At 36.3% G+C, this 13,903-nt stretch carries 12 protein-coding genes and 1 pseudogene; 2 read left to right on the top strand and 11 right to left on the bottom strand.

The window, feature by feature from the left end; genetic code table 11:
- Nucleotides 1-93 precede the first annotated feature (93 nt).
- Genes AC3EMB_RS04935 through AC3EMB_RS04925 form a run of 3 tightly spaced genes read right to left on the bottom strand, consistent with a single transcriptional unit; the run spans nucleotide 94 to nucleotide 3,351 of the window.
- Nucleotides 94-1,068, bottom strand: coding sequence for a tripartite tricarboxylate transporter substrate binding protein (locus AC3EMB_RS04935; protein WP_488517530.1), 975 nt, complete (start codon nucleotides 1,066-1,068; stop codon nucleotides 94-96).
- A complete protein-coding gene (locus tag AC3EMB_RS04930; protein WP_488517529.1) occupies nucleotides 1,065-1,742 on the bottom strand; it encodes a response regulator in 678 nt (225 codons plus the stop codon). The genes AC3EMB_RS04935 and AC3EMB_RS04930 overlap by 4 nt, the downstream gene beginning before the upstream one ends.
- Nucleotides 1,743-1,761: 19 nt before the next feature.
- Entirely contained in the window at nucleotides 1,762-3,351 is a 1,590-nt protein-coding gene (locus tag AC3EMB_RS04925; protein ID WP_488517528.1) for an ATP-binding protein, read from the bottom strand.
- Nucleotides 3,352-3,576: 225 nt separating this feature from the next.
- Here AC3EMB_RS04925 and AC3EMB_RS04920 point away from each other — a divergent pair, with 225 nt between their 5' ends.
- Together AC3EMB_RS04920 and AC3EMB_RS04915 are read left to right on the top strand one after the other, a co-directional pair.
- A complete protein-coding gene (locus AC3EMB_RS04920; protein WP_488517527.1) occupies nucleotides 3,577-4,899 on the top strand; it encodes an MFS transporter in 1,323 nt (440 codons plus the stop codon).
- A gap of 84 nt (nucleotides 4,900-4,983) precedes the next feature.
- Nucleotides 4,984-5,126 (top strand): annotated as a pseudogene (locus AC3EMB_RS04915) (tyrosine-type recombinase/integrase); the annotation flags it as partial.
- A gap of 1,485 nt (nucleotides 5,127-6,611) precedes the next feature.
- Here the strand turns inward: AC3EMB_RS04915 and AC3EMB_RS04910 are convergent.
- The 8 genes from AC3EMB_RS04910 to AC3EMB_RS04875 form a co-directional block, all read right to left on the bottom strand.
- Nucleotides 6,612-7,136 (bottom strand): nuclear transport factor 2 family protein, encoded by a 525-nt coding sequence (locus tag AC3EMB_RS04910; protein ID WP_065482361.1) that lies wholly within the window; start codon nucleotides 7,134-7,136, stop codon nucleotides 6,612-6,614.
- Nucleotides 7,137-7,282: 146 nt separating this feature from the next.
- Complete coding sequence (locus AC3EMB_RS04905) at nucleotides 7,283-7,675, bottom strand: nuclear transport factor 2 family protein (RefSeq protein ID WP_001046367.1); 393 nt, start codon at nucleotides 7,673-7,675, stop codon at nucleotides 7,283-7,285.
- Between the two features lie 4 nt (nucleotides 7,676-7,679).
- The gene (locus AC3EMB_RS04900; RefSeq protein ID WP_488517526.1) at nucleotides 7,680-8,501 is read right to left on the bottom strand and encodes an MBL fold metallo-hydrolase; all 822 of its coding nucleotides are present in this window, start codon (nucleotides 8,499-8,501) and stop codon (nucleotides 7,680-7,682) included.
- 326 nt (nucleotides 8,502-8,827) lie between these two features.
- Nucleotides 8,828-9,448, bottom strand: coding sequence for a DsbA family protein (locus tag AC3EMB_RS04895; RefSeq protein WP_061660960.1), 621 nt, complete (start codon nucleotides 9,446-9,448; stop codon nucleotides 8,828-8,830).
- Between the two features lie 609 nt (nucleotides 9,449-10,057).
- On the bottom strand, nucleotides 10,058-11,029 hold the full coding sequence (locus tag AC3EMB_RS04890; RefSeq protein ID WP_488517525.1) for an ABC transporter ATP-binding protein: 972 nt from the start codon (nucleotides 11,027-11,029) through the stop codon (nucleotides 10,058-10,060).
- A complete protein-coding gene (locus AC3EMB_RS04885) occupies nucleotides 11,022-12,014 on the bottom strand; it encodes an ABC transporter ATP-binding protein (RefSeq protein ID WP_069355074.1) in 993 nt (330 codons plus the stop codon). Before AC3EMB_RS04885 ends, AC3EMB_RS04890 begins: the two co-directional genes overlap by 8 nt.
- 26 nt (nucleotides 12,015-12,040) lie before the next feature.
- Complete coding sequence (locus tag AC3EMB_RS04880; protein ID WP_029441726.1) at nucleotides 12,041-12,892, bottom strand: ABC transporter permease; 852 nt, start codon at nucleotides 12,890-12,892, stop codon at nucleotides 12,041-12,043.
- 6 nt (nucleotides 12,893-12,898) lie between these two features.
- Nucleotides 12,899-13,849, bottom strand: coding sequence for an ABC transporter permease (locus tag AC3EMB_RS04875; RefSeq protein WP_000278778.1), 951 nt, complete (start codon nucleotides 13,847-13,849; stop codon nucleotides 12,899-12,901).
- Nucleotides 13,850-13,903: the final 54 nt, after the last annotated feature.

Below are 13,903 nucleotides of genomic sequence, written 5' to 3'. Positions count from 1 at the left end.
AAAACACCTTCTTACCTCACATGCTTAGTACATGTAATAAGAAGGTGTTTTGTTATTTATATAAAACTCTTATTGTAGGCGTCCTATCTCCCATCATCTCAAACCAATTCCTCTTATCAACTCTCCATACCCTAAATTACTCTCCTCCAAAAACCCCCTACTCTCCCCACTATCCTTATAATAAGAATTCCACCCTCTTTCCCTCAAAATCCCCTTCCAACTCTCACTCTCTACCATCTTCTTAATAACACCATCCCAATAAGCAACCTCTTCCTCCGTCATATCTTTCGGGCCCACGATTCCTTTCCAGTGTTGGAATATGACGTCGATGCCTTGTTCTTCCCATGTTGGGATTTCTGGTAGTCGGTCTAGGCGTTTTGGTGCGGATACGGCTAGTATTTTTATTTTGCCGGCTTTGTATTGCTTTTCGGCTTCGGATAGGGTCATGGTTGCGGCGCCTATTTGTTTGTTCGTTAGGGCGTTTATGATTTTTTCTTTGTTTTCGTAGACGAAGAATTGTAGTTCGGCTGGGTTTATACCGAAGGCTTTGCTTACTTGTACGAAGGATAGGTGATCGTCATTTCCTAGGCCTGGGGCAACGCCGATTTTGAAGTTTTTCTTGTCTTGTTTTAGTTGTCTCATTAGTTCGTTTGCGTTATCTATGGTGCTGTCTTTTGATACAACAACGACTTCCCAGTCCGATACGAGTGTTACGAGTGGTGTGAAGTCTTTATATGTTAGTTTACTGTGGCCTAGTAGGTTGTTCGTTATGAGTAAGCTTGAGTTAATCGCCAGTACGTGACCGCCTTTTTGTTTCGTATATTTCCATCCGACATCACCGCTGCCACCTACTTTGTTTGTGACAGTGATTGGTTTTGTGAAGATTTTTTCTTCTGTTAGTGTTTTTTGCATTGCTCGTGCTGTTAAGTCCCATCCTGCTCCTGGAACGTTTGGCGCAACGATTTCTACTCCCTCTATGTTTACTTTATTCTTTTGGGATTTTTCCGAGGAACAACCAGTTATTGCTCCTGTCATGATCCATATACATAGTAATAATCGTTTTTTCATAGCCCTCGTCCTATTCGGTATTTTCGTTCTGGTCGTCCGATAATGCCGTATGTGTACTCTACTGTGCATTCGCCGGTCGCTACTAAGTATTCTAAATATCTTCTTGCGGTTGTTCTGGAGGCCCCCATTTGTTCTCCCATTTCTTCTATTGTAATGCCCTCTTCGAATCCTTTTATAATGCCTTTCACTTTTTGCAGTGTTAACGGATCAACACCTGTCGGTAAGTTTTTTATGTCTTGTGTTTGCGAAGTCCCGAAGAAATTATCGATGAGTGCTTGATTTATTTCATTGTTACTATGTAATAGTTGCTTCTTTCTTTTATAGTCTTCAATCGTACGAACAAATTTTTCTAACGTGACCGGTTTTATAAGGTAGTTACTTACGCCGTTTCGAATTGCTTTTTCTAGCATATGGGTTTCATTCGCCGCTGTTACCATAATGACGTCAACGTTTGGAAAGTCAGCATGGATTTTCGGCAATAAGTCTGTACCGATTCCGTCTGGTAAATAGTTATCTAATAGAAGTAAATCGATTTCTTCCTTTTGTAGTAGTTCCATCGTTTCTTTTGCATTTAATGCTTTTCCAATCACTTTTACGTCCTTTATTTTTAATAAAAACTCTTCCTGAATTTGTGCGACGCGGAAATCATCTTCTGCAATTGCAACCTTCAACATATGCCCATCCCCCTGTTTGTTATGTACTTTCTCTCAATGTTTTTGGAAGGTAAATTGTAAAAATAGCTCCCCCATTTTTCTCGTTTTGAATTTCAATTGTTCCTTCTAGTAGATCTACCATTTCTTTCACGTTTGCTAGCCCGTAACCACGATCAGTTCCTTTCGTTGAAAATCCTTTTTGAAAAATGGTCGTTATTTTTTCTGCCGGTATCCCTATCCCGCTATCTATCACTTCAAATACAATATCGCGTCCAATATCCGTAACAAAGAAGGAAACACTCTTTTCCTCTCGTTCACTCACCGCATCAAATGCATTGTCGATTATGTTTCCAAGAATCGTAATAAGGTGCGAAACTTTTATATGGTCTGGTAACGGATGCAGCGCACTATCTCCTTCAATATGAAAATCGATTTTCTTCTCAGATGCTGTTCCGATTTTTCCTAATAAAATTGCTTGTACTTTCGCATCATGAATTTGATGGAATAAAATATGATTTTGACTTTGATGAATATTAGATTCTTGCTGAATAAATTCAATCGCTTCTTTGTAATGTCCTAACTGAAGTAATCCCGATAAGACGAACAGCTTATTTGTAAATTCATGTGTTTGAGCACGTAAGTCCTCGGAATACTTTCTTACCTCAGATATCGTATTAACAAGGTGTTGCAGTTCTGTTTTATCTCTAAAACTACATACAACACCTACCGTACTGTTGTTTTCAAGTATCGGTGTCATGTTTAAAATAAACACTTTATCTTGAAATGCGATTTCTTGATCGGTTTCTAGCACTCTTTCCATATTAAAATTCGGTAAAAATTTTGAAATGTGCTGCTGCATATAATCATCATTTACATGAAGCATTTCTTCGGCCGAGGTGTTCATCATCGTAATAAAACCGTTTTGATCAATGGCGATAATTCCTTCTTTTATAGATAGTAGTATTGCGCTTCGCTCCCGGTATAACGCTGCGATTTCATTCGGCTCTAAACCGAGTGTATCTTTCCTGATGCTACGCGCTAAAAGGATTCCACCAACAATGCCGGCTAATAACACCGCTAAGGAGAAGAGGATAATTTCTTTCGTTCTACTCAATATGTTAGATTCAATGCCTTTTATTAAAAACTCTACTGTCACAACGCCTACAACTTGATCGTAGTCTCCGTTACGAACAATAATGGGTGCTTTCGCCATTAAAGCCGGACCACTTGTACCATTTCCTTCGAGCGTATAGTACCCACCAAAAGTGAGTGCTTCATAGTTATACGGGTTGTTACTCTTTGTTCCAATCAACTCAGAATTAGAATGGGAATATATAACCCCATAGCGATCTTCCACAATTACATAATCCGCACCAGCTTGCTCACGAACTTGTTCCGCAATAGATTGAATGTTACTTTTATGCTCGTTATTTTGAAAAGCCTCTTTTATAGCTGGCATAAAAGAAAGAGATTTAGCTGTTTGCAGCGCTAACTGTTCTACTTGGCGCTTCGTATCAACGGACTGAATGTAAACAAACATTCCTGCTAATAGGAGAACGACAAATAAAATTAACGCAATAATTAAGCTTACTATTTTCGTTTGTAATGATACTTTGCGTGATTTTTTCATACCCCATACCCTTTGATAAAATATTCAAAACTATCAATCTCCTTTTTCTATTATTATGACAAAACTAATAATGAAGCAACTATTAAAAATATCCATGTTCATAAAGTACAAAAAGAATAAAATTGTCATAATATTGAGATTTTATTTAAAGAACAGTACAATTCAACTACAATGAACACGCTTTCATAATTATTATTTTATTTATAAGCAAGAGGAGGAATTAGTATGGCTCAAGTAAAATCAAACCGAGTCGCCGGCAATATTTTCAAAGGTTCTGTCGGCAATTTAATTGAATGGTACGACTGGTACGTTTACTCTGCTTTCGCTGTTTATTTTTCAGCAGAGTTCTTTCCTAAAGGAGATCCAACGAGTCAGTTACTGAACACAGCAGCTATTTTCGCAGTTGGATTTTTAATGCGCCCTATCGGAAGTTTATTAATGGGACGCTATGCGGATCGGCACGGACGCCGGGCAGCATTAACGCTTTCCATTACAGTTATGGCCGGTGGTTCTTTAATTATTGCCTGTACACCGAGTTACGAAAGTATCGGTATTATGGCCCCTATTATTTTAGTTCTTGCTCGTTTACTTCAAGGGTTGTCACTCGGCGGAGAGTATGGAACTTCCGCAACGTATTTATCTGAAATGGCTAGTAGTGGACGCCGTGGTTTTTATTCAAGTTTCCAATATGTAACCCTCGTTGCTGGACAGATGGTTGCGTTAGGTGTTCAAATTGTTCTTCAGCAATTACTAAGCGAACCAGATATGAAAGCTTGGGGATGGCGTATTCCATTCATTATTGGAGCGATGGGCGCAGTAGCTGTATTATGGCTTCGCCGCACGATGGATGAGTCGGAGCAGTTCTCAAACATAAAATCACAAAAACGCGAAAGCGCAGGAACCGTTCGTGCACTTATGAAACACCCGAAAGCAGTATTAACAGTAGTCGGCCTAACATTAGGAGGCACTGTTGCATTTTATACGTACACAACATATTTACAAAAGTTCATGGTAAACACAGTCGGCCTTCCGAAAGAAGTTGTAAGTTGGATTAACTTTATCGCACTACTTATTTTCGTCGTACTTCAACCGATTGCAGGGCTACTATCCGATAAAATTGGACGCCGCCCACTATTAATGGCATTCGGTATTCTCGGAACGTTACTAACAGCGCCGATCTTCTTCTTCATGGAAAAAACGACAGAACCAATCGTAGCATTTTTACTCATGATGGTCGGTCTCATTATCGTTACTGGTTACACTTCCATTAACGCAATTGTAAAAGCAGAACTCTTCCCAACTGAAATTCGCGCACTTGGCGTAGGTTTACCATATGCACTAACCGTTGCGATATTCGGCGGAACAGCAGAATTCATCGCATTATGGCTAAAGAGTATCGGAATGGAATCACTCTTCTACTTCTACGTAGCTGGATGTATCGCGATCAGCTTTATTACGTATTGGCGTATGGATGAGTCATCGAAAACTTCGCAGATCGAGGCGGAGCTTGGTGGTGGGGATACACTAGCTAATAATAAGTCTAGTTAAAATTATGTATTCTATGTTCTTCGTTTATCTGAACTCGATTTACTTTATCTAAGAAGGCATAATTTATTCATATATAATTTAAAAACCTTTGGATATTGGTTCTATAAACAAAAGATATGGCGATGTTGCAAGAAATACTCAATTAGAGCACCCTACAAATTACACTGAAATATATTGGTATCAACAAGGTAGAAAAAGACAATATACTAGATACACTTTGTATTTAATTCAATACATATTTCTAATAATATCCCCAGTAAGTACTCATGAACCTAAAATATATTGAAATTAATAAAAAACTAAAATAACATCAAGAACTTGCAGATTTACAATATTAAATATCTATCAATATGATTTATTCTATTGATAGATATTTAATTAATTTTACACTTCAGCTAAGGCTTACAAGTATCTCGTATGACTTATCTCAAAATCCCTATTGATGTTAAATTTATTCATTTTTAAGACTAGAAACAAATTAATATAGTAAATTCACATTTTAGGGGTACTCTCCCATCACCATCAAGCTAATATTTTAAAGTACTCCCAAAATAAAATTGTTAGCTCTCTACAGTTATTTATGTGAATTCAGCTCGTTTTTTTGTTTTGGATGAAAATTATGTTTGAACTTGATAGCAATGTGGTGCTGCCCCTATTAGGCAAATTCGACAAAGAAAAGACACCCAAAGGTGCCTTCCTCCGACTTAAACCATCTTAATTTTATTGTGTTGTTATTATATAAGAAAAGAAGACATCGCCTAAGATGTCTTCTTTTACTTGTACACTTGGTGTTAAGAAGGTATTTATTGCTTAAAAACCATAAAAAAATATAACAATCATCGAGTAAACCTATTATAGCATCAATAAATAGAGTTTTTATATGCATTTTTACATATATATAGATTTATTTATGTTTTATATATATAGTTAAATTGTCTGTTTCTTGTTTTAATTCGTTTGTTTATTTTGAGTGCTCCAGCAATGGAGCCTTTTTTTATGCAATAAAACATTTTCTTAGCATTACTTAGTGATCTATATTAACTTTACCCTCTTAAATTATATCTATATTTTACCAAATGATTATATAGATAACCAGTTTTTTCTGATAATTTAGTGGATTGATAATTTTAATGTTAGTTGTTAATACTTATAGAAAAATTCATCATGCAATGAAAATTGAGAAATCAAGAATTATAAAAAACTTATAGTATCTTTGGGAAAAGTATATTTATAATTTGTATATTAATATGTTATAATTCAATTTCTAAAACTACCAAAAAAGGACTGCCAGTAATGGTGGTCTTTTTTATACTGGTGAGATTGTACTAGGTTGAGCAAAAAAATGGAACTGAAAAAGTTATTTCTAATGAGGATAGCCCTCTTATGATGAAGTTTAATTCAGTGAATCTGCAAGCAAACATAAAAGAAGGAAAAAATTACGATTTTACTTTACGTGGATATAGAATACCTATACTTTCATGGTTTCCAAATTTAGATGGTGCCGAACCACAAAATTAGCACTATTCTTTAATAAAAAATCCGACTCATTTTTTAATGAGTCGGATTTTTTATTAAAGAGCTATTTCGTATTAATTTGTGCCATCATTTAATATGCTATTTTTAAATGATTTCCAAATTTGATAACTAATTATCTAAATTTCTAAATTCTATACCGCACTATCAATTAAACAATTATTAGATATATCTTCTATCTAAAACATCGTATTATCATTAGCTGCTTCACTTGGAATCTCTTGAATTACATCCCAGTGTTCGACAATCTTTCCATCCTTGATACGAAATATATCCACTATAGCAACTCCCTTATCTTGAGAATTAGTACGAGAGTGTACATGAAGAGCAACTGTATCCCCTTCAGCTACTACACGTTTAATCTCTGCAGAGGAATTAGGATTTTTAACAAAATCCTCCTTAAAGAAATCCATGAAGGCTTTTCGTCCATCAGCAACAAAAGGATTATGTTGCTTATAATCTTCGCTAACATATTTAGGGATAATATCGATATTATGTTTGTTAAAAACTTCATTATAGAAATCAACTACCATCTTTTTATTCTTTTCATTTTCTTTCACTTCTTTTGATACAGAAGCAACATTCTCGCTCTTTATTGCGTTCCCTTTGTTATTACCGGTGGAAGCTTGATATACCAAAGTCGAAACTACTCCTAAAATAAATACAGAAATAATTGTTATGATTAAACTTTTCTCTAATTTCATATATACCTACCTCTTCTACTTAAATAAGTTTTCTTCTATAAAAAGTTTGAAGAAGGAGAAACCTTCCCCAAAATGTAATGTCAGGGGTAATGTTAGGAATTTCATTTATCCTCCCCTTATACAAGGCATATTAGAAACGATTAACTCTAACTTAATACCTCATTAACAGTTGCACTGTCCACAATTTGAATAAACTTCTTAACCTTATCGTTCTCATCAAACTTATAAAGATGACAAAAATCTGCTACAAATGACTTCCCTGTAGCTTTATATGTTCCACTATATTTTCCATATACAATAACAGTATTGTTATTAAAAGTATAAATTTCATCTTTAGCGCTATAGTCATCCCATTCCGTGCCAAGGCGTTCATGTACGTTTTTCACTACTTCATCTGGACCTATATAAGTACCTGCATATGGAAACCCAGCAGCTTCTGTCCAAGATACATTTTCACTTAAATACGTTTTGAACGCATCCAATTTCCCTTCGCCAGTTAACACATACGTTTCATGTAATAGTTTTTGATATTTATTCATATCATTAACCCCAAGGCATTTCTTTTGTTACAACTTTTGCACTTAATTCTAATACACCTTTATTTGCATAGTCTGGATATGCTGCTTCAAGTTTTGCCACAAAATCTTTTGAAGTTCCACTTTCCTCAGAAGCTTGAATCGCAGTTCTTAGATAATCCATTGTCGCAGTAAGTGCTTGATTATTTAGGGATTTTTCGATTGATCCATGGCTTGGTACAATTATGTCAGCATGTAATGCTTGTAATACTTTCAAGTTCTCAATCCACGCCTCCATAGCCGCTTTTGAGCTAGTATCCGCTAAGAATACATGTATTTCGTTAAATACATCAATACCACCAATTAATACTTTTAGTTCTTTATTAAATAGGCTAGTTCTGTAATGATCTAAGCCTACTAGTTCAAATGTTAACCCCTGAAAATCAATCGCTTTTTCTTTAAACACTTGAGGTAATACCACGTTACTTGGTGCATTTTCTCCAAGGGCGTCTTTCCAAACTTTTAATTTTCCTAAGACAGAATGAACGATATGTTCAACAGTAGACTCTGTTGCATACGCTATAGCTTCTGGGTAAACAGCTTTAATGCTCTCTAATCCAAAGTAGTAGTCTGGATCCCCATGAATAATAAAGATTTTATCTAAAGATAAGTCGTTTTTTTTCAGATACTCAACAATTTCTTTCGAATCAGATTGAGTAAATTTTGAGTTTATTAAAAATGCATGTCCTGCTTTCTCAACTAATGTTGCTGTGACCATAAAGCTTTTTTCATCCGAACTAAACACCGTTAATTTCACATCTTTTTGATTTGTATCGATTGTTTTAAACATAGTATGTTATTCTCCTTTTGTTAAAGTTATTAACTAATTATCATATTTTTATCTTGTTCCGATAAAGTGAAACTTTAATCAGTGGGGGTTTTGTTCATCCCCCACTGATTATTAGCCCACACCAATCGGACTTTTACGGACAGTTGATCCCCCACCTAACTTCTTTGCTTCCACTGAATTTTGAGGTGGGGGTCTTACTGCCCGTTAAAGCGGGATAAAATCTCCCACTCCCATTTATCTGAAAGTGTAATAGTACTGGCGAATATTACGGAGATGAACGTCAGGTGGCCTAAGATAACATGTTTGCTACTATATCCTAAATTTTCTTAATACAAATTTTTAAAACGCGCTTCAATTTTATCCGGCGTCATTACGCCACCACCAATAGGAATAATTTGATTATCCTTTTGTAAAAGTAAGGAAGGATAGCTATTAACACCAAGCTGTCGAACTTTATTGAAATCATTTTGGACATCTATTATTGTTTCTTGAGCGTTTAAACGTTCTAATACTTGTTCAGGGTCCAAACCATGCTCGATTGCAATCTTGCGATATGTTTCAGGATCACTCAGACTTTGACCCTCATAATAAAACGCTTTTTGCATAGCCGAAGTGAATTCTAACAAACGTTCTGGCGCTAATGAGCGTAAAGCTGAAAAACCAATTGCAGCATCTTTCGAATTCATTTTAAAAGTCCCTTCCTCCACCAATTTTTGATATGAAGGACCAAATTCAGCACCTGTAAGTTGATTAATTCTTTTATTTCCTTCTTCTATATATGAGAAGTTTTTCATTGGTAAATTATCTAAAAATAACCCTCCACATAAAACTGTTAATGGCACTTCAGTGTGGTTTTTGTAAAATCCTTTAATACTTTCTGAAAAACCATAGCACCATCCACAATATGCATCCCATACGTAAATAAGGTTATCTTGTTTCGTCTCCATTTAAATCTCCTACCTTTTTTTTATTATCCAGCTCAACTAAATTTTTGGTTTATATAAGTACACCTTTTTATACCTTGTTCTTTTTTTAGATACCTTACTAGATTTCCCCAAAACTAATATTTCCAAAGAAAGATCCACCAAGGTTTTTAACAAAAGATAACGTTGCACCTTATTGCCCCGTAACAGAAAATACTAAAGCTTAGAATATGCATTGATTTGAATGTGTTAGTAACTTTCTACACCGGGTGGCAACGTATGGACCACCATCCTTAATTAAATATATAAATCATATTTTTAGCAGATATTAGTTGTAACTAAATTGATTACATCTTTATGTAACTATTTTAGTTACAACTAATATAGAAGTCAATTCTTTTTTTCGAAAACATTAAATTTCTACATTAATCTACAACCAATCCCACTCTTTAAAAAAATATATCAACGATTATTCGATTATATCGATCGTAACTCCGAATATATCAACGTTTCGACACAACATATCGATTTACCGACAAATTTCGAGCGCGTTATCTCCTAAACTAACAACCAATCCCACATCACGTTCACCTACAAAGAAAAAAAGCACCAGGTCCCCCTAGTGCTCTCCCTCTAAAACAAATGACAAGCCACCTCATGCCCCTTCGCAATCTCCACCATTTTCGGTACTTCCTGCGCGCATTTTTCAGTGGCGAATTTGCATCGCGTTCTGAATTTGCAGCCGGATGGTGAGTTTAGTGGGCTTGGTACTTCTCCCTCTAGGATGATCCGTTCTTTGCCTGTGTTTGTTGGATCTGGTTCTGGCATAGATGAGAGTAGTGCTTGTGTGTATGGATGTGCCGGTTTTGTGTATAGGTCTTCACTATCGGCAATTTCTACTATGTTTCCTAGGTACATGACTCCGATTCTATCTGAGATGTGCCTTACCATCGATAGGTCATGTGCGATGAATAAGTATGTGACTCCTGTTTCTTCTTGAATGTCTTGCAGCATGTTTACGACTTGTGCTTGGACTGAGACATCGAGTGCTGAGATTGGTTCGTCACATAGGATAAAGTCTGGTTTTACAGATAGTGCGCGCGCGATGCTAATGCGCTGGCGCTGGCCTCCACTAAATTCGTGCGGGTAGCGATATAAGTGTTCTTCTTTTAATCCTACCTTTTTCAGAAGGTCTAAAATGATTTCTTTTTGTTCTTCTTTTTCGTAAGATCCGTGAATATTCATCGGTTCGCTAATAATTTGAAATACGTTCATTGCCGGGTTTAATGATGCGTATGGATCTTGGAAAATAATTTGCATTCTTTTTCGATATTCTTTTAGTTCACTTTCTTTTAAACTTGCGATATCTTTTCCGTCGAATAAAACGTTACCTGAAGTGACATCGTGTAAACGAATGATGCTTCTTCCTGTCGTTGATTTTCCGCAACCTGATTCTCCTACTAATCCGAATGTTTCACCTTTTTTAATGGTGAAGCTAAGGTCATCGACTGCTTTTAATTGCTCTGTTTTTCTGCCAAATAGTCCTTTTTTAATAGGAAAATACTTTTTTAAGTTCCGAACTTCAATTAAGTTTTCTTTATGCATGGAAATCACCTACCGCCCTATCATTTAACCAACACATGGAACGTCTTTCATTTCCGATTTCAAAATATGGCGGACGTTCTTTTCCACAAATGTCCATCGCATGCGGGCAACGCTCTGCGAATGGGCAACCTTGTGGCGGGTTTAATAAGTTTGGTGTTACACCTTGAATAGGAGCAAGTCTTTCTTTTACGCCGTTCGATATTTTTGGCAAAGAGTTTAATAACCCTTTCGTATATGGATGATTCGGCGATTGGAAAATATCAAGTACAGGTCCTTCTTCCATAATAAGTCCGCCATACATAACGATAACGCGCGTACAGTTTTGCGCGACTATTCCTAAGTCGTGCGTAATAAGAAGTAACGCCATATTCGTTTCGTTTTTTAAGTTTTTCATTAAATCTAGTATTTGTGCTTGTATCGTTACGTCAAGTGCAGTCGTCGGTTCGTCCGCAATGAGAAGGTCTGGGTTACACGACATAGCCATTGCGATCATAACCCGCTGCTTCATACCACCGCTTAGTTCATGCGGATATTGTTTTACCCTTTCTTCTGGCGACGAAAGGCCGACTTGTTTTAACAAGTTAACTGCGATTTGCTCTGCTTCTTTCTTTTTCACTTTTTGATGACGTATAATTACTTCCGTCATTTGTTTCCCAATTTTCACGACCGGATTTAGCGCTGACATTGGGTCTTGAGAGATAAGTGAAATTTGATTTCCTCTAATAGAACGCAATTCTTTTTCAGATTTAGAAAGTATGTTTTCATTATGAAAAAGGATTTCCCCTTCTTTCACTTTTCCTGGTGACGTAACGAGAGACATAACAGACTTCGCCATTACACTCTTCCCGCTTCCAGATTCCCCAACGATACCGACTACTTCTCCTTTATTTAAGCGAAATGTAACGCCGCGAACCGCTTCAACTTCGCCACTTTCTATGAAAAAAGAAGTTTTTAAATTTTTCACTTCTAGTAGTTTTTCAGACACGCTTCTCACTCCTTTCACTTAACACTTTAGTTTTCATGTCCGGCTCCTTTTGGTGCGAAAGCTTTCTTCAATGCTTCACCAATTACGTTAAAACTAAGTACCGTTAAAAGGATAAGGAATCCTGGGAAGAGCGTTAAATACCAAGCTTCACCTATATATCCTTGCGCATTGTTTAGCATGCTGCCCCAAGAAGAATCTGGTTCTCTAATACCTAAACCTAAGAAACTAAGTGATGATTCCATTAAAATCGATGTCGCAATCGTTAATGTCGCGGCGATAATAATGGTTGATAAAATGTTAGGAATGATATGTCTTACAATAATCATAAATGATTTTTGTCCTGATACTTTTGCGTATAAAACGTACTCACGCTCTTTTACAGATAACGTTTCTGCCCTTACAATACGGGCGGTGTCCATCCATGTTAGTAATCCGATAATAAGAACTAACGTCGTAATTCCTGGTTTTAAATACGCATTTAATAGTAGCATTAAAAAGAATGATGGAATTGACATAAGTACTTCAACAACTCGCATTAAAAAGTTGTCTAACTTTCCTCCAAAATATCCGCTAATTGTTCCGACTGCGGTCCCGATTGTAATAGAAACAACCATCGCAAGGAAACCGACCGCAAGTGAAACTCGTCCGCCATATAACGCTCTCGTTAAGTAATCCCTTCCGTAATCATCCGTTCCGAAAGGATGACTCATACTTGGTTCTTGTAAGCGATCTGGAATTGACATTTTACTAGGATCGTACGGCGATACGAATGCGAAAATTGATGCGACCGTTAAAACCGCAAGTATAATAACTCCCATTGCAACAAACTTATTTTTCGTAAAGCTATGTTTTATCGTTTGAAATCTCCTATTATTCATTCCAAATCACCCCCTCATTCGAATGCGCGGATCTACTACGCCATATAAAATATCAGCAATTAAGTTACCGAGAATTAACATGAATGATGATAGTAATGTAATTGCCATGATAATCGGATAATCAAATCTAAAAATAGCATTTACCCCAAGTGAACCAAGACCCGGCCATGAAAATACTGTTTCCGTAATAAACGCTCCGCCTACTAAACTTGGAATCGATAATCCGAAAATTGTAATGATTGGTATTAATACATTTCGAAGTACGTGATTAAATAACACTGTTTTCTTCGAAGCGCCGTATGCATATTGAATTTGTACATATTCTTCTTCTAATTGCTGAATCGTACTTGAACGAATATATCTCATATAAACAGATACGTTTTGGAACGCAAGCACCATGCAAGGTAAAATGCCGTGTTGCACAATATCCCAGACAGAGTCTTTACCAACGGTGCGCATCCCCATACTCGGAAGTAGGTTCAATTTTAAAGAGAATAAGTAGACTAATAGTAGTGCAAACCAGAAAACCGGCATAGAAATACCAACGTATGAAATAAAGTTTACAATGCGGTCAAAGAATGAATTCTTTTTCACACCTGTAAATAGTCCAAGTGGTATTGCAATTACGAATGAGACGAGTAAAGATGATCCCATTAATCCAATTGTTGCAGGTAATCTTTCTGTGATAAGTTCCAAAACAGGACGATGATTTTGAAGTGAGTAACCAAAGTTTCCTGTTAAAATGTTTTTTAACCATAAAAAATACTGCACGTAAATTGGTTGATCTAATCCTAAACTTTTACGAATACGCTCAACATCAATTGGACTCATGTTTGGCGTGACAAAGTTTCGAACTGGATCCCCCGGTGCTAGTTTTATTAATAGAAAAGAAATAATAGAAATAACAAATAAAAGCGGAATTGCATTTAAAAGCCTCTTCGCAATTACTTTATACACAAACTTCCCCCCTCAAGCTAAAGAAGCTGATTTCCACCAGCTTCTTTATTGTTT

The sequence above is a fragment of the Bacillus sp. LQ16 genome, assembly GCF_057784645.1.
This window is presented reverse-complemented; position numbering and strand designations above follow the sequence as displayed.